Annotated in this window: 14 protein-coding genes; 4 read left to right on the top strand and 10 right to left on the bottom strand. The window is 65.6% G+C overall.

What is annotated here, in order from left to right:
* Window positions 1–55 precede the first annotated feature (55 nt).
* From NOM55_RS06190 to NOM55_RS06180, 3 genes are all read left to right on the top strand, one after another.
* Window positions 56–2,887 carry an FAD-binding and (Fe-S)-binding domain-containing protein gene (locus tag NOM55_RS06190; RefSeq protein ID WP_255907891.1) on the top strand — a complete coding sequence of 944 codons (2,832 nt, stop codon included), beginning with the start codon at window positions 56–58 and terminating at the stop codon, window positions 2,885–2,887.
* A gap of 137 nt (window positions 2,888–3,024) precedes the next feature.
* Window positions 3,025–4,083: a GNAT family N-acetyltransferase gene (locus NOM55_RS06185; RefSeq protein ID WP_255907890.1), complete on the top strand. Its 1,059-nt coding sequence runs from the start codon at window positions 3,025–3,027 to the stop codon at window positions 4,081–4,083.
* Window positions 4,084–4,085: 2 nt separating this feature from the next.
* Window positions 4,086–4,478, top strand: coding sequence for a hypothetical protein (locus NOM55_RS06180; RefSeq protein ID WP_255907889.1), 393 nt, complete (start codon window positions 4,086–4,088; stop codon window positions 4,476–4,478).
* 90 nt (window positions 4,479–4,568) lie between these two features.
* Here the strand turns inward: NOM55_RS06180 and NOM55_RS06175 are convergent, their stop codons facing one another.
* The 10 genes from NOM55_RS06175 to NOM55_RS06130 all read right to left on the bottom strand — a co-directional run bounded on the left by NOM55_RS06175 (window position 4,569) and on the right by NOM55_RS06130 (window position 12,855).
* Window positions 4,569–4,937, bottom strand: a complete 369-nt coding sequence (locus NOM55_RS06175) for a hypothetical protein (protein ID WP_255907888.1) — start codon at window positions 4,935–4,937, stop codon at window positions 4,569–4,571.
* Complete coding sequence (gene rplI, locus NOM55_RS06170; RefSeq protein ID WP_047967361.1) at window positions 4,921–5,370, bottom strand: 50S ribosomal protein L9; 450 nt, start codon at window positions 5,368–5,370, stop codon at window positions 4,921–4,923. The genes NOM55_RS06175 and rplI overlap by 17 nt, the downstream gene beginning before the upstream one ends.
* Before the next feature lie 21 nt (window positions 5,371–5,391).
* Window positions 5,392–5,619, bottom strand: coding sequence for a 30S ribosomal protein S18 (gene rpsR / locus NOM55_RS06165; protein WP_047967360.1), 228 nt, complete (start codon window positions 5,617–5,619; stop codon window positions 5,392–5,394).
* 4 nt (window positions 5,620–5,623) lie between these two features.
* Window positions 5,624–5,923: a primosomal replication protein N gene (priB, locus tag NOM55_RS06160; protein WP_082133736.1), complete on the bottom strand. Its 300-nt coding sequence runs from the start codon at window positions 5,921–5,923 to the stop codon at window positions 5,624–5,626.
* 18 nt (window positions 5,924–5,941) lie between these two features.
* A complete protein-coding gene (gene rpsF, locus NOM55_RS06155; RefSeq protein WP_047967359.1) occupies window positions 5,942–6,319 on the bottom strand; it encodes a 30S ribosomal protein S6 in 378 nt (125 codons plus the stop codon).
* A gap of 148 nt (window positions 6,320–6,467) precedes the next feature.
* Window positions 6,468–6,674 (bottom strand): heavy-metal-associated domain-containing protein, encoded by a 207-nt coding sequence (locus tag NOM55_RS06150; protein ID WP_255907887.1) that lies wholly within the window; start codon window positions 6,672–6,674, stop codon window positions 6,468–6,470.
* Between the two features lie 24 nt (window positions 6,675–6,698).
* Window positions 6,699–7,001 (bottom strand): metal-sensitive transcriptional regulator, encoded by a 303-nt coding sequence (locus NOM55_RS06145; RefSeq protein WP_047967357.1) that lies wholly within the window; start codon window positions 6,999–7,001, stop codon window positions 6,699–6,701.
* 3 nt (window positions 7,002–7,004) lie between these two features.
* The gene (locus NOM55_RS06140) at window positions 7,005–8,498 is read right to left on the bottom strand and encodes a multicopper oxidase family protein (protein WP_255907886.1); all 1,494 of its coding nucleotides are present in this window, start codon (window positions 8,496–8,498) and stop codon (window positions 7,005–7,007) included.
* Between the two features lie 166 nt (window positions 8,499–8,664).
* Entirely contained in the window at window positions 8,665–9,411 is a 747-nt protein-coding gene (gene rlmB, locus NOM55_RS06135) for a 23S rRNA (guanosine(2251)-2'-O)-methyltransferase RlmB (RefSeq protein WP_047967355.1), read from the bottom strand.
* Window positions 9,412–9,627: 216 nt separating this feature from the next.
* Window positions 9,628–12,855 (bottom strand): EAL domain-containing protein, encoded by a 3,228-nt coding sequence (locus tag NOM55_RS06130; protein WP_255907885.1) that lies wholly within the window; start codon window positions 12,853–12,855, stop codon window positions 9,628–9,630.
* A gap of 191 nt (window positions 12,856–13,046) precedes the next feature.
* On the opposite strand from NOM55_RS06130, the gene mfd reads away from it, so the two are divergent.
* Window positions 13,047–16,448 carry a transcription-repair coupling factor gene (gene mfd, locus NOM55_RS06125; RefSeq protein ID WP_255907884.1) on the top strand — a complete coding sequence of 1,134 codons (3,402 nt, stop codon included), beginning with the start codon at window positions 13,047–13,049 and terminating at the stop codon, window positions 16,446–16,448.
* The last annotated feature ends 87 nt before the right edge of the window (window positions 16,449–16,535 follow it).

The following is a 16,535-nucleotide window of genomic DNA, read 5'->3' as shown; positions in this document are numbered from 1 at the left end:
ACATCGGGGCTGACCCAGAACAGAACAGGCCGGCCGCGGCCACACGGAGAGTCTCATGCTGCAAGGTGCCTACCGCGAATTCCATCAACGCATCCTGGAAGTGCTGCCCGCGCGCCGGGTGTTCAGCGACCCGCTGTCGACGCTGGCCTACGGCACCGATGCTTCCTGTTACCGGCTGACGCCTAAGATCGTCATCAAGAGCGAGAACGAAGCCGAGGTGCGCGCCATCCTGCGCGAGGCGGCCAGCCTGCAGCTGCCGGTCACCTTCCGCGCCGCCGGCACCTCGCTATCCGGCCAGGCGGTGAGCGACTCGATCCTGGTGGTGGCCAGCCACGGCTGGAAAGGCTTGCAGGTGCTGGATGACGGCGCCGCCATCCGCCTGCAGCCGGGGGTGATCGGCGCCGAGGCCAATGCCGCGCTGCTGCCTTACGGCCGCAAGATCGGCCCCGATCCGGCCACCATCAATTCCGCCATGATCGGCGGCATCGTCAACAACAACTCCAGCGGCATGTGCTGCGGCACCGCCGAGAACAGCTACCAGACGCTGAAATCGCTACGCCTGCTGCTGGCCGACGGCACACTGCTGGACAGCGGCGACGCCGCCAGCGTGGCGGCGTTCCGCGTCAGCCACGCCAGCCTGCTGGCACAGTTGGCCGCCCTGCGCCAGCGCGTGCTGGCCGATGCCGAGCTGGCGGCCAGGATCCGCCGCAAGTACAAGATGAAGAACACCACCGGCTACAGCCTGAACGCGCTGCTGGATTTTGCCGACCCGCTGGAGATGCTGACGCACCTGCTGGTGGGCAGCGAAGGCACGCTGGCCTTCGTGTCCGAGGTGACCTACCACAGCGTGGTGGAGCACCCGCACAAGGCGTCGGCGCTGGTGTTCTACGACAGCATCAAGGCCGCCTGCGACGCGATTGCTATCCTGGCGCAGCACAAGGACGTGGTGTCGTCGGCCGAGCTGCTGGACCGCGCCAGCCTGAAATCGGTGGAAAACAAGGCCGGGGTGCCGGACTTCATCAAGACGCTGGGGCCGGACGCCGCCGCCATCCTGATGGAAACCCGCGCCGCCAGCCCGGACGCGATTGCGGCCAACGTGGCGGCCATCAGCGGCTTTATCCAGCACATCGCCACCGAAACCGGCATCCGTTTCACCAGCGACGTGGCCGAGTACACCCAGTACTGGAACATCCGCAAGGGCATGTTCCCCAGCGTGGGCGCGATGCGCGCGGCCGAGACCACGGTGATCATCGAGGACGTCGCCTTCCCGATCGAGCATCTGGCCGAGGGCACGCTGAAGCTGCAGGCGCTGTTCCAGCAGTTCGGCTACCACGAGGCCATCATTTTCGGCCACGCACTGGAAGGCAACCTGCACTTCGTGTTCACCCCCAACTTCAGCGGTGCGGAGGAAATCGCCCGCTACGAGGCGTTTATTGACGCGGTGTGCCAGCTGGTGGCGGTGGAGTACGAAGGCGCGCTGAAGGCCGAGCACGGCACCGGCCGCAATATGGCGCCGTTCGTGGAGCTGGAATGGGGCGCCACCGCCTATCGCCTGATGCAGGAGATCAAGGCGCTGTTCGACCCGCAGGGCATCCTCAACCCGGATGTAATCATCACCCACGACAAGCTGCTGCACGTGCGCGACCTGAAGCCGATTCCGGCGGTGGGCCCGCTGATCGACAAGTGCATCGAGTGCGGCTTCTGCGAGGTGATGTGCCCCAGCCGCGCCATCACCCTCACCCCGCGCCAGCGCATCGTCGCCAACCGCGAGATGGCGCTACTGGAAAAACAGGGCGACAGCGAGCGGCTGGCCGAGATCCAGGCCGCCTACCAGTACGCCGGCGATGAAACCTGTACCACCTGTGGCCTGTGCGAAACCGCCTGCCCGGTGGGCATCAACACCGGCAGCCTGACCAGCCTGATCCGCGAGGCGCAGCTGACCGACATCGGCTGGGCCACCGCCAACACCCTGGCCGACAACTTTGCCGCCGCCGCCAGCGGCGCCAGGCTGGGGCTGAAGGCGCTGGACACCCTGCACGCGGTGGCTGGAGACACCGCCACCGGCGCTATCATGCGCGGCCTGCGCAAGGTGGTTGGCCGCAAGATTCCGCGCTGGACGCCGTACTTCCCGCGTGCCGCCGGCAAGCTGCAACTGGCCGCCGGCCAGGCCGGCAGCGCGCGCAAGGTGGTGTATCTGCCGTCGTGCCTGACCCGCACCTTCGTGCCGTCCGCCAAGGCGCCGGACGCGCGGCAGCTGAACGAAGTGGTGGCCTCGGTGCTGAACAAGGCCGGCTACCAGCTGCTGTACCCGGACAACCTGGCCAACCTGTGCTGCGGCACGCCATTCAAGTCCAAGGGCGCCAGCGAGGCGGCGCAGAAGAAAATCAACGAAGTGGAGGCCGCGCTGCTGGCCGCCAGCGACAACGGCCGCTGGCCGGTGCTGATCGACAACGGCGTGTGCACCGCGGCGCTGCTGGATGGCGTGCAGGACAAGCGCCTGCGCATTGTGGACGTGACCACGTTTGTACAAGAGGAAGCGGCGCAGTATCTGCAGTTCAGCCCGCAGGACGAGACCGTGGCGCTGCACGTGGTGTGCTCGATGCGCAAGAAAGGCCAGTCCGCCACCCTCAACGCGCTGGCCAGACGCTGCGCCAGCACGGTGATCGAGCCGGCCGGCATCACCTGCTGCGGCTTTGCCGGCGACAAAGGCTTCAGCCACCCGGAGCTGAACGAAAGTGCGCTGACCGGGCTGAAACAACAGGTTGCCGGCTGCGGCGGCGGCTTCTCTACCAGCGCCACCTGCGAGATCGGCCTGTCCAGCCACAGCGGCATCCCCTACCAGCACCTGATGGTGCTGGTGGATAGTGCGACGCAGCCGCGACGCTAGGCGACACCGCCCCGCCTGCCCGTGCCGGCCACAACGTTGGCCGCACGGGCAGTTGTCACCACGCCCATCCTCATGGCATGGTGGCTACCTTGGGTGCGGCCAACCGCTGTCGCGCCCGGTAATCGCGAAAGCCGCCCATGCACTACCAGATCCGCCGCCTCGCCCCGACCGATGCCGCCGCCCTGCACCGCCTGCGTACCAGCCCCGGCGTGGTGCGCAATACCCTGCAGCAGCCGTTCCAGTCGCTGGCCAGCGTGCAGCAATTACTGGACAACTTTCCACCCCACATCCACGCGCTGGTGGCCTGCACGCCGGATGGCGAACTGGTGGGCTGCGGCGGCCTGCACCTGGTCATCCCACCACGGCGCCGCCATACAGCGCTGCTGTTCCTGATGGTGCGCGACGACTGGCAGGGTAAGGGCGTGGGCGGTGCGCTCATGCGCGCGCTGCTGGACTACGCCGACAACTGGCTGGATCTCAAGCGCATTGAGCTGGATGCGGTGCACGACAACCACGGCGCCATCGCGCTGTACCAGCGCTACGGTTTCGAGCACGAGGGCGTGGCACGCGGCTTCAACCTGCGTGAAGGCGTGTACCAGGATGCGGTGCTGATGGCGCGCTTGCGCTTTCGCCCCGGCGAGCATGCGGCCAGCACCAGGCCCGCCGAACCCGCCACCCGGCCCGCACCGCGGCAGGACAGACCGCGCCAGCTGTTCCACCTGCGCCACAGCGAGCTGGACGACGCAGCCGGCGTGGCCGCGCTGATGGCGCACGATAGCGTGCAGGCCAATACCCTGCAGCTGCCCTACCCGGACGAAAACGCCTGGCGGCATCGCCTGAGCGACTGCAAGTACAGCCTGGTGGCGGAAGCGGCGGATGGCAGCATCGTCGGTAATGCCGCCATCTGGCAACCCAGCGACAACCCGCGGTTGGGCCACATCGCCGAGCTGGGCATCATCGTGCACCCGGCGCAGCACGGCCAGGGCGTGGGCAGTGTGCTGCTGCAGGCGCTGCTGGGGCAGGTCAGCGACTACCTGCCCTACCGCCGGCTGCAGCTGATGGTGTTCAGCGACAACGCGCCGGCAATTGCGCTGTATGAAAAGTACGGCTTTGCCCGCGAAGCCACGCTGCGCGGCGACAGCCTGCGCCATGGCGGCTATCACGACAGCCTGCTGATGGCGCGGGCAGTCAAGTAGCCATGCGCCTGTGTCGCCTCGCCGCCTACCTGTGGGCGGCGCCCTGCTCGCTGCTGGGCCTGTTGCTGGCCTTGCCGCTGCTGCTGTGTGGCGCGCGTGCCAGCCGGCAGCACGGCGCGCTGGAGATCGCGCTGTGGCCGGATGACAAGGTGCGGCGCCTGCCGTTTGCCGCCATCACCTTCGGCCACGTGATCATCGGCCAGAACCGGCAGCTGCTGGCGCGGCTGCGCGCGCACGAGCAGGTGCATGTGCGCCAGTACCAGCGCTGGGGTGTGCTGTTTCTGCTGGCCTACCCCGCTGCCAGCCTGTGGCTGTGGTTGCGCGGCAAGCGGCCGTACCTAGACAACCCGTTCGAAGTGGAAGCGCGCCGGCTGGGAGATGGCGAACGGGACTGACAGGGGCGGCCAGCGGTGGCGGCGGCCAAGGTTGGCCGCAAAACAAAAGCCCCGCGCGGGCGGGGCCATTCTGCAGCGAACGGTATCGGCTCAGCGTTTGCCGAAGTGATACGGCGACAGCTTGTAGTACGGGTTCAGCGGATGCCAGCCGGACAGCACCTTGCCGTGGTGAAAACGCGGCCGGATCGCGCCGCTGACAAAGGCCAGCACGCCACCAAACAGCGGAAAAACAAAAAATAATAACAATACTGCAGCAATTACCAGTTCCATCATCGCGCCCTCCATTGATCTGTTGGCATTATGCGCCAAGCGGGACAAACAGGCGTTCGAGAACAGGACATTGACGTTGTGCAATGCGACATAAAGCGGCGTCGCCGGCAGGCGGCCATGAAAAAAGCCGCCCGAGGGCGGCTTTTCTGTGTTGCGGGCAGTGCTGTCTTGCTTAAACGGCAGGAACAACCACAACCTTGATCGCAACCACAACGTCGTGGTGCAGGGCGATTTCAACGTCGTACTCGCCGATGGCCTTCAGCTGGCCGTTTGGCAGACGAACTTCGAAACGCTTGATGGCAACGCCGGAAGCGGTAACGGCTTCAGCGATGTCAACGTTGGTCACGGAGCCGAACAGGCGACCGTCAACACCGGCTTTTTGCGCGATGGTAACAGTAGCTTCGTTCAGTTTTTCAGCGCGGACTTTGGCGTCTGCCAGAATTTCAGCCTGTTTGGCTTCCAGCTCGGCACGGCGAGCTTCGAATTCTTTCAGGTTGGCTTCAGTTGCACGCTTGGCTTTGCCTTGCGGAATCAGGAAGTTACGGGCGTAGCCGTTCTTCACGTTTACCACGTCACCCAGGGTACCCAGGTTGGCGACTTGTTCGAGCAGAATGATTTGCATCTTGTCGGTCCTTTCCCGGTCTTAGTGCTGGTCAGTGAATGGCAGGAAAGCCAGGAAGCGCGCGCGCTTGATAGCTTCTGTCAGTTGACGCTGGTAGCCAGCCTTGGTGCCGGTGATACGAGCCGGGATGATTTTGCCGTTTTCGGCGATGAAGTCCTTCAGCAGATCGACAGACTTGTAGTCGATTACTTTGATGCCTTCCGCGGTGAAGCGGCAGAACTTCTTGCGCTTGAAGAGTTGACGTGCCATTTGATTAACCTTTTACAAATTCAACGTGTTCGATATGCAGAACCAACCGGGGATTACGTAAACTGCGCTGACTGAGAAAACCGGTGCACTGCACCACATTTCCTGCCATCTTTCCTGCCATCTTTCTGGCACCCTCCCCCAGCAACACGGCCTGTATTTCACAGACCACATCACGTTCCAGGTTGGCCGCACTCTGGCGGGATTGATGTCTGAGCCACATTTCCAGCACCGGCAAGCCGGCGGGCGTGCATCTCAGCGAGTCTTCGCGTTCGACCGTAGCGGTCAGTTCAATTCGGTTCTGCAAGGATCCGTTACCTGCCAATTAGGCAGAAACTTCAGCCTCGGCTGCAGCTGCCTGGTTTTCCAGCAAGCTCTTCGCCTTTTCGTCCTTCATCATCGGGGATGCTTCGGTGATAGCGTGATTCATCTTGATGGTCAGGTGACGCAGAACGGCGTCGTTGAACTTGAAGGCGTGTTCGATTTCAGCCAGAGTCTCGGTAGCGCATTCAACGTTCATCAGCACGTAGTGAGCTTTGTGAACTTTCTGGATCGGGTAAGCCAGTTGACGACGGCCCCAGTCTTCCAGACGGTGAATCTGACCGCCAGCGTTCAGGACCATGCCCTTGTAACGCTCGACCATGGCGCCAACCTGTTCGCTCTGATCCGGATGGACGATGAACACGATTTCGTAGTGCCGCATGTGAACTCCTTGTGGCTATAAAACCCTTCGTCATGCGTAATAGCGAAGGGCAAGGGTTAAAAGCTGAAGATTGTACGGACTTATGCGCCGTGCCGCAATGTCGCGGCACGTATTGTGCGCTTTTGCCGTGCCATCTGTGGCAAAGCGCTCAGCCGATCACGTCGAAACCGGCGTTTTCGATGGCGCTGCGCAGCGCGCCTTCGTCGGCATTGCCGTCGTGCTGCACGCTGACGCGCTTGCTGGCGAGATCGACCTCCACCTCGGCCACACCGGGCACGCCGGCCAGTGCCTTCTTGATGCTGTTGGCGCAGCCGCCGCAGGTCATGCCGTCGACAGTCAGGATCAGGTTTGCCATTTCGTTCTCCAGTCGGAAAGTGTGTTAACGCATTTTCTTGAGCAGGGCCATCACCTCGGCGATGGCCTCGTCGCTGTTGCCGGCGCTGACCGCGCGCGACACACAGCCCTTGAGGTGGCTTTCCAGCAGCTGCTGCGCCACCGCGTCCAGCGCCGAGCGTGCGGCGGCGATCTGGGTCAGCACGTCGACGCAGTAGCGGTCGGCGTCGATCATGCCGGCCACGCCGCGTACCTGCCCTTCCAGCCGCGCCAGCCGTTTCAGCAGCGCGGCCTTGTCCGGCTGCACCACGCGCTTGTCGCTGCAGCAGTCATGTTGAGAGTCGTCCATGGTTTACCTCGGCAAAAAATCGATTTGCGCCATCATGCCCTGGTCTTCGTGCTCCAGGATGTGGCAGTGATACATGCGCAGGCCGGGCAGCGCCTGCACGAAGCGCAAGCGCACCATCTCGCCGGCCGGCACGTTGACCACGTCGCGCCAGGCGAGGAAGGGCTCGTCTTCCCAGATGCCGTCCACGCTGCGGGCCAGCACCTGGAACTGGGTGCCGTGCAGGTGGAAGGGATGGTCCATGTGCGCGTCGGCCACCACTTCCCACTCCTCGATGCGGCCAACCTCGCCGGTACCGTCGATGCGATTCATGTCGTAGCTGCGACCGTTGATCAGGAACGGTGCCTTGGCGTCAGCCATGTTTTCCGACAGCACGATGCGGCGGCGGTGGCCGGGCGTGCCCAGCGGCGCGATGTCGCGCAGCGTGGCCGGCAGCGCCAGGGTTGGCCGCATGCCGTGCTCGACGACGCTGGCCAGCGTCTCGTCCTGCGTCTGCTCCGCGTGCATGCGCTTGCCGCGCACATAGGGCTGACTGATGAGGCCGGCCGGCTTGCCGGCGTGAAAGCGGCCGGTGACCACCACTTCGGCGCGTTCGCCCGGCGACAGCAGCAGGCTGTCGATGTCGCGCGGCGCGGCCAGCAGGCCGCCGTCGCTGCCGACCAGCTGCAGCTCGTGCGCCGGCAGCGCCAGCTTGATGATGCGGCTGCTGCTGGCGTTCCAGATGCGCCAGCGCTGGCGCTCGCCGCGGCCCAGCGCGATCTGCGGTTGCCACGCGCCGTTGATCAGCAGGAACTGGCCTTCGCGGCCGTCGTGCAGGTCGGCCATGTCGTTTGCCGCAATCTGGCCGTTGTCGTCCAGCTTGAGATCGGACAGCAGCAGGTGTTTTTCCGGCAAGTGTCGCAGCGGGTCGCGCTTGCTGCGGATGATGACGGCGCCGGCCAGGCCGCGGTACGCCTGTTCCGCGGTATGGCCGTGCGGATGCGGGTGATACCAGTAGCTGCCGGCGCAGTCGTCCGGCAGGCGGAAACGGTAACGGCGGCTGCCGCCGGGCGGCACCGGGTCGTGCGGATTGCCGTCCTGCGCCGGCGGCACCGGCATGCCGTGCCAGTGGATGGTGGTCGGCTGCGGCAGCCGGTTGTCGAAGGCGAGCTCGACTTCATCGCCCTCCCACAGCTCCAGCAACGGGCCGGGCACGCTGTCGTTGTAAGCCCAGAACGCGGTGCGGCGCTGGTCGCCCCACAAGGCCACCGATACCGGCGCGGCGCGCAGGCGGCCGGAAAACTGCCCGGCAACGGCGGCCTGGTTAGCCAGCGGCTGCAAGGCCGGCAACGGCTCGCCGCGCGGCAAGCTCGGGCCGCTGCCGCTCCTGGCGGCGGCTGGCGCCATGCTGTGGCCCATGGCGGCGTGATCGGGCGCGGTACTTTCGGCCCATGCGCCACGACTGACAAACGGCAGGCCGGCCAGCACACTGCCGGCCTGCAGGAAAAAGCGACGCTCCATGACTGGCTCCTGTTCAATGGCCATTATCTTATACCCCCATAAGGTATATAGACAATGACCGCGCGCGCGGCGACAAGTTCAGGCGCGCGGCAGCGCCAGCATGCAAGGCAATAAAAAGGCCGCAACGCTTGCGCGTTGCGGCCAACCTTATCGCGCGGCGCGCGGCTTACGACGCCTTCAGCACCCGCTGGCGGCGGCTTTCGCTGAGCACCATGCCGGCGGATACCGACACGTTCAGGCTCTCGACGGTGCCGAACATCGGGATCGACACCAGCACGTCGCAGTGTTCGCGCGTCAGGCGGCGCATGCCCTCGCCCTCGGCGCCCATCACCCACGCCAGCGGGCCGCTGCCGTCGAAGTGATACAGGTCGGTGCTGCCTTCCATGTCGGTGCCGGCGATCCACACCCCGGCGTCCTTCAGGTCGCGCAGCGTGCGCGCCAGGTTGGTGACGGTGATGTACGGCACCACCTCGGCGGCACCGCAGGCTACTTTCGATACCGTCGCGTTCAGCGTGGCGGAGCGGTCTTTCGGCGCGATCACCGCGTGCGCGCCCATCGCGTCGGCCACGCGCAGGCAGGCGCCGAGGTTGTGCGGGTCGGTGACGCCGTCGAGGATCAAGAGCAGCGGCGGCTCGGACAGGTTTTCCAGCACGTCGTCGAGGGTGACGAAGTTCTGGTTGGCGTCGATCATCGCCACCACGCCCTGATGGCGCGCCTTGCCGGTCATGCTGTCCAGACGCTCCTTGTCGACGATGTGCGCCTTCACGCCCTCGGCGGCGGCTTTCTCCAGCACCGCCTGCGCGCGCACGTCCTGACGGCCGCCGGCCAGAAAGATTTCCAGTACGCTTTTCGGGTTTTGCCACAGGCGGGCATTGACGGCATGGAAGCCGTGAATGAGTTTCTTGTTGCTCATGAGGCATCACCAGTAAAAATCAAGCGCGCATTGTAGCGCTTTATTCGCCCACACATGACAGCCCAGAACCTGCGCAAAGTCTCGCGAGCCAGAACAAGACAAGGCGAAAACGACTGAGGAAGCGGCGTAGAGCTGGATATAGACAAGCATGCCGAAGGCGTTTTCAACGCGGTATCGCCCCATTGAGATCAGTCGCAGCAGACATTGAACAGGCTCTCAGGCCAGGCTGGCCTGGCAGCGTTGCTGGTGCTTGAGCAGCCAGCTGGCAAGGTTGGCCGCCGGCAGTGGCTTGCTGAAGTAGTAGCCCTGCAGGATGGCGCAGCCGTTGAGGCGCAGGAAGGCGCCCTGCTCGGCGGTTTCCACGCCTTCGGCGATCACGGTGTAGTGCAGCTTGCGCGCCATGGCGATGATGGCCTCGGTGATGGCGGCACTGTCCTCGTCGCCGGGCAGGCCCTCGATGAAGGAGCGGTCGATCTTCAGATAGTCCAGCGGGAAGCGCTTCAGGTTAGACAACGAAGAGTAGCCGGTGCCGAAGTCGTCGATCGACAGCTTCACCCCCAGCGCCTTCAGCTCGCCCAGCAGCAGCACCGCTTCCTGCGGATTCTGCATCAGCATGCTCTCGGTGATTTCCAGATCCAGCCGCGCCGGCTCCAGCCCGGTGTTGGCCAGCACCTCGGCCACGTCGTGCAGCAGGCTCTGCTGTTCGAACTGGCGCGCTGACAGGTTGACCGCTAGCCGCGGAATGGCCAGCCCCTGCGCATCCCACGCCATCATCTGGCGACAGGCCTCGCGCAGCACCCAGGCGCCGATCGGCTTGATCAGGCCGGTTTCCTCCGCCAGCGGGATGAAGCGCGCCGGCGACACCAGCCCCAGATGCGGATGGCGCCAGCGGATCAGCGCCTCGACCCCGACCAGCTGGTGATCGTCGCCGGCCACCTGCGGCTGGTAGTGCAGCTCGAACTCGCCGCGCTCCAGCGCTTGGCGCAGGCCGCTTTCCATCAGCAGCCGCTCGAAGGTCTGCGCGTTCATCTGCGCGTCGAAGAACTGGTAGGTGTTCTTGCCGGCTTCCTTGGCGCGGTACATCGCGGCGTCGGCGTTCTTCAGCAGTGCGACGGCGTCGACACCGTCGTTGGGGTAGACGCTGATGCCGATGCTGCCGCTGACGAATACCTCGTGGCTTTCCACCCGCATCGGCCGCGCCAGCGCGTGCAGCACCTCTTCCGCCATCCGCGCCAGCGTCTCGTGGTTGTCGAAATCGCGTACCAGCAGGGTGAATTCGTCGCCACCGAGGCGCGCCACCATGCCGAAGCGCTCCGCCGCCTGCAGCAGGCGCGCCGCGATCTCGTGCAGCACCTCGTCGCCGGCCTGATGGCCGAAGGAGTCGTTGATCAGCTTGAAACGGTCGAGGTCGATGAACATCAGCGCCATGGTCGGCAGCGCCTCGTCCGGGCTGGCGATGGCACTGTCCAGCGCCTCGATCAGCGCCGAGCGGTTCGGCAGCCGCGTCAGCGGGTCGTGGCTGGCGAGGAACTGCAGCCGGTCTTCCGCCTGCTTGCGGCCGGTGATGTCGGAGAATACGCCGACGTAGTGCGACAACGCGCCGTGACCGTCGCGCACCGCGCTGATCGACAGCTCGGCGGTGTACGGCTCGCCGCACTTGCGGCGGTCGAACATCTCGCCCTTCCAGAAGCCCTGCTGGTTGAGGGCGTCGATCAAGGGCTTGTTGCGCTCGCGGTTGGCGGTTTTCAGCATGCGCGAGGTGCGGCCGATGGCCTCGTCGGAAGCAAAGCCGGTGATGCGGGTAAAGGCCTTGTTGACCATCACCACCGCGCCGTCGCCGTCGGTGACCAGGATGCCTTCGGTGGCATTGTCGAATACCGTTGCGGCCAACCTCAGCTCGGCACTGGCCGCCACGCGCTCGGAAATGTCCATCACCACGCCGATGATCGCCTTCTTGCCCTGGTAGTCGAACAGCCGGCTGTGGATCTCGACATCGACGATGTCGCCGCTCTGGTGCAACAGGCGCGTGGTGTAGTGCATCACCAAGATGTTCTCGCGCATGCGGCGGCGGATCTGCTGGCGGATGCGCTCGTCCTCGCCGGCCACCAGCACCGAGGTGATCGAGCGGCCGAGCAAGTCCTCCGCCGCGTAGCCGACCAGGTCGGACAGCTTGGGATTGACGTAGACCAGGGTGTCGCCCTGCACGATGTAGATGCCGATCAGCGACTGCTCCACCACCGCGCGGTATTTCTCCATCGCCTCGTGGCGCTGGCGCTCTTCTTCCTCGCGCTGGCTGATGTCGACCGAGATGCTGCCGACGCCGGCCGGCAGGCCGTCGCTGTCGAACAGCGGGAACACGCTGGACAGCATCAGGTAGTGCTTGCCGCCGCTGCTGATACGCTGCTCGAACTGGCGCGACTCCAGGCTGTGCATCACCTGCTGATCATGACTGTTGATGCGGGCCGCCTCGTCGGCGTCGAACACGTCGCGCGAGGTCTTGCCCTTGAAGTGCTCGGCCGGCAGGCCGAACAGGCGGGCAAAGTTGAGGTTCACCAGCAGGTAGCGGCCGTTGGTGTCCTTCAGCGTCATCAGGCTGGTGCTCTGGTTGAGCAGGGATTCGAACTGCGCGCGCACGTCGCGCAGCAGGCGTTCGCGGCGACGGTAGAGATCGCCCATCACCGCCACGCCGCACAGCAGGCCGGCGCACAGCGCCATGGTCAGCGCCGCCTGGGTGTCGTGCAGCACGGCCCAACCTGGCACGCCCAGGCGCAAGGGCAGCGACAGCAGCAGCAATCCCAGCGCCAGCAGCCCGCTCTGGCCGACGCTGCCGTAGCGCGGCGCGGCGAACACCAGCAGCGGCAGCAACAGGATCAGGCTGTACAGCAGTTGCGGCTGGCCAAACGGCAACCACAGCAGCGCAAAGCCGCCGGCCATCAGCGCGCCCAGCCACAGCGTGCGCAACTGCATCGCGCTGCTCGGCGCCGGCGTGAACAGCAAACCGCAGAACAGCAGCAGCGACAGCCACGCCAGCGCAAACCAGCCCAACCACTGCAGCGGCGGCGCCATTGACGCCAATGCCAGCGGCAGCACGATCAACAGCGCCGGCAGACACAGGCGCAGCATCAGCCGCTCGATGCCGAAGGCGCTATACAGACGGAAATGGCGCGGTGGCAACACCTGGCGCAACACCAGCAGCGGCAGGCACAGCGTGGCGCTCCACAGCAGCGCCGGCAGCGGCGGCAACAGCCAAAACGCGGCGGCGGCGCCCAGCGCACACCAGACCAGACCGGCGCGCAGGCCGGCACTGCCGGCGCGCCACGCCAGCGCCCCGTGCGACAGGAACATCGCCGGCAACAAGGGCGCGGCCAACTGCGCGGGCCACGCATAAATGCCGGCCACGAAAACGGCGAACGCCAGCAAGGCGTTCCGAGTCTGTCTCTCCACTGCTCCCCTACCCTTATCAGCTGATGGCGTATAGCCTGCCCGCCCGGCAAAGGGCCGGGAAAACAGTGTTTCCTGAGTGAAAACGTACGCGGGTAATGCCCCGGACTTTATTGATATTGATTGACCGTCTTGCGCGGCCCTCATCCGGTGGCGTTGCTATAATACCCGCCTCTTTGCGAATGTATAGCGATATGACCTCCTCTTTGCGATCGTGGCCCGCCAGCGGGCAAAGAACCCGGCTGACACGGCCGGCGGGCAGTGCCGACAGCGCGCTCATTGCTGCGCTGCCGCATCCGGGACAGCCGGTTTTGATCCTCACCGCCAGCGCGCAGGACGCGCAGCGGCTGCAGGCCGAGCTGCCGTTCTTCCGCCCTGAGCTGCGCATCGCCCTGCTGCCGGACTGGGAAACGCTGCCCTACGACCACTTTTCGCCGCACAGCGACCTGGTATCGGAACGGCTGGCCACGCTGTGGCAAATCCGCAATGGCGAGTGCGACGTGGTGATCGCGCCGGTGTCCACCGTCATCACCCGCCTGTCGCCGGTCAGCTTCCTGCTGTCGCGCACCTTCTGGCTGAAGCAGAAGCAGCGGCTGGACGTGGACAAGCTGCGCGCCGACCTGGTCACCGGCGGCTACCAGCACGTATCGCAAGTGGTCGCCCCCGGCGAGTTTTCGCTGCGCGGCGGCCTGATCGACCTGTTCCCGATGGGCAGCGCGCTGCCGTACCGCATCGACCTGTTCGATGACGAGATCGACACCCTGAAGACCTTCGATCCGGACACCCAGCGCACGCTGTACCCGGTGCCGGAGATCCGCCTGCTGCCGGCGCGCGAGTACCCCACCGACGAGGCCGGCGTCACCGCCTTCCGCCAGCACTACCGCGAGAAGATGGAAGGCGACCCGAGCAAGAGCCGCATCTACAAGGATGTCTCCGCCAACCTGTGGCCGGCCGGCATCGAGTACTACCTGCCGCTGTTCTTCGAGCACAGCGCCACGCTGTTCGACTACCTCGGCACTGCGGCCAACGTGATCGTGCACGGCGATGTGCTGGCCGAGGCGGAAGGCTTCTGGCGCGACGCGCAGAGCCGCTACAACATGGCCGGCGGCAATCCGGAACGGCCGGTGCTGCCGCCGGGCGAGCTGTTCCTGCGTCCGGACGAGCTGATGGGTGCGCTGAAGCCCTACCCGCGCATCGAGCTGGCCAACGACGGCGAGCCGCTGGGCGACTACCTGCCGCTGCCCGATCTCGGCGTCGAGCGCCGCGCCGACAACCCGCTGGCCAAGCTCGACCTGTTTCTGCGCCGCTACGGCGGCCGGGTGCTGATCGCCGCCGAGAGCCTCGGCCGGCGCGAGACGCTGTTCCAGTTCCTGCGCGACAACGGCATCCAGCCGCAAGCAGTGGACAACTGGCAAGCTTTCGCCGACGGCCGGCAGCCGCTGGCGCTGGCCGCCACGCCGCTGTTCAACGGCTTCGAGCTGCACCACGCTGCCATCGCCATCGTCACCGAGGCCGAGCTGTACCAGCACATCGCGCGCAGCCACGGCAAGCGCCGCAAGAGCGCGGCCAGCTCCGACGCCATGCTGCGCGACCTGGCCGAGGTCAAGGTTGGCGATCCGGTGGTGCACGAGGCGCACGGCATCGGCCGCTACATGGGGCTGGTGTCGATCGACCTCGGCGACGGCCAGACCGAGATGATGCAGCTGGAGTACGCCGAAGGCGCCACCCTGTACGTGCCGGTGGCGCAGCTGCAGCTGATCAGCCGCTACGCCGGCCGCGCCAGCGACGACGTGCAGCTGCACCGGCTGGGCAACCCGGCGTGGGAGAAGGCCAAGAAAAAGGCCGCCGAGAAGGCGCGCGACACCGCCGCCGAGCTACTCAACCTGTACGCGCAGCGCGCCGCACGCGAGGGCCATGCCTTCACCCTCAGCCACCACGACTACGATGCCTTCGCCGCCGGCTTCGGCTTCGAGGAAACCATTGACCAGGCGGCGGCGATCGAGGCGGTGATCGGCGACATGACCAGCGGCCGGCCGATGGACCGGCTGGTGTGTGGCGACGTCGGCTTCGGCAAGACCGAAGTCGCGCTGCGCGCCGCCTTCGTCGCGGTGATGGGCGGCAAGCAGGTGGCGGTGCTGGTGCCGACCACGCTCTTGGCCGAACAGCACTTCCAGAACTTCTCCGACCGCTTTGCCGACTGGCCGGTGCGCATCGCCGAGCTGTCGCGCTTCAAGAGCGCGAAAGAGGTGAAGCAGGCGATGGAAGGCCTGGCCGCCGGCAGCATCGACATCGTGATCGGCACCCACAAGCTGGTGCAGCCGGATGTCAGCTTCCACAACCTCGGGCTGGTGATCATCGACGAGGAGCACCGCTTCGGCGTGCGGCAGAAGGAGCAGCTGAAACGGCTGCGCGCCAACGTCGACGTGCTGACGCTGACCGCGACGCCGATCCCGCGCACGCTGTCGATGGCGCTGGAAGGGCTGCGCGAGTTCTCCGCCATCACCACCGCGCCGTCGCGCCGGCTGGCGGTGAAAACCTTCGTCAGCCCGATCAGCAACGGCATCATCCGCGAGGCGATGCTGCGCGAATTCAAGCGCGGCGGGCAGGTGTTCTTCCTGCACAACGAGGTCGACACCATCGAAAACATGCGTGAAAAACTGGCCGAGCTGGTGCCGGAAGCGCGCATTGCCGTCGCCCACGGCCAGCTGCGCGAGCGCGAGCTGGAACAGGTGATGCGTGATTTTCTGCAAGTGCGTTACAACGTGCTGCTGTGCTCCACCATCATCGAGACCGGCATCGACATCCCCAACGCCAACACCATCCTGATCAACCGCGCCGACAAATTCGGCCTCGCCCAGCTGCACCAGCTGCGCGGCCGGGTTGGCCGCAGCCACCACCAGGCCTACGCCTACCTGCTGTCCGGCGACGGCATGACCCGCGACGCGCAAAAACGGCTGGAAGCGATCCAGGCCTCGGAGGAACTGGGCGCCGGCTTCTATCTGGCGATGCACGATCTGGAAATCCGCGGCGCCGGCGAGGTGCTGGGCGAGGGCCAGTCCGGCGAGATGCAGGAGGTCGGTTTCAGCCTGTTCACCGAGATGCTGAAGCAGGCGGTGCGCGACCTGAAAAAGGGGCGCGAGCCGGATCTGGACGCGCCGCTGGGGGTGACCACCGAGATCAACCTGCACAGCCCGGCGCTGCTGCCGGACGAGTACTGCCCTGGCGTGCACGAGCGGCTGATCATCTACAAGCGCCTCGCCACCTGCGATGCCGACGACGAGATCGACACCATCCACGAGGAGCTGATCGACCGCTTCGGCCTGCCGCCGCAAAGCGTGAAGACGCTGATCGAAAGCCACCGCCTGCGGCTGGCGGCGAAGGTGATCGGCATCCAGAAGCTGGACGCCAGCGAGGTGGCGCTGCAGCTGACCTTCATCAAGAACCCGCCCATCGACCCGATGAAGATCATCCAGCTGATCCAGACCAAGCGTAACTACAAGCTGGCTGGCCAGGACAAGCTGCGGGTGGAAAGCAGCATCCCGGACGTGGCGATGCGCATCGTGCGGGTGAAGGAGCTGCTGAAGGAACTGGGCTGAGAAAACTTGCGGCCAACCTTGTCGAGGTTGGCCACCACCGCAATTACGAATGACATTCTCACTGCCGTGGCAAAATGCCATCTGCAC

Source organism: Vogesella sp. AC12 (assembly GCF_024437575.1).
Lineage (GTDB): Bacteria > Pseudomonadota > Gammaproteobacteria > Burkholderiales > Chromobacteriaceae > Vogesella > Vogesella indigofera.
This window is presented reverse-complemented; position numbering and strand designations above follow the sequence as displayed.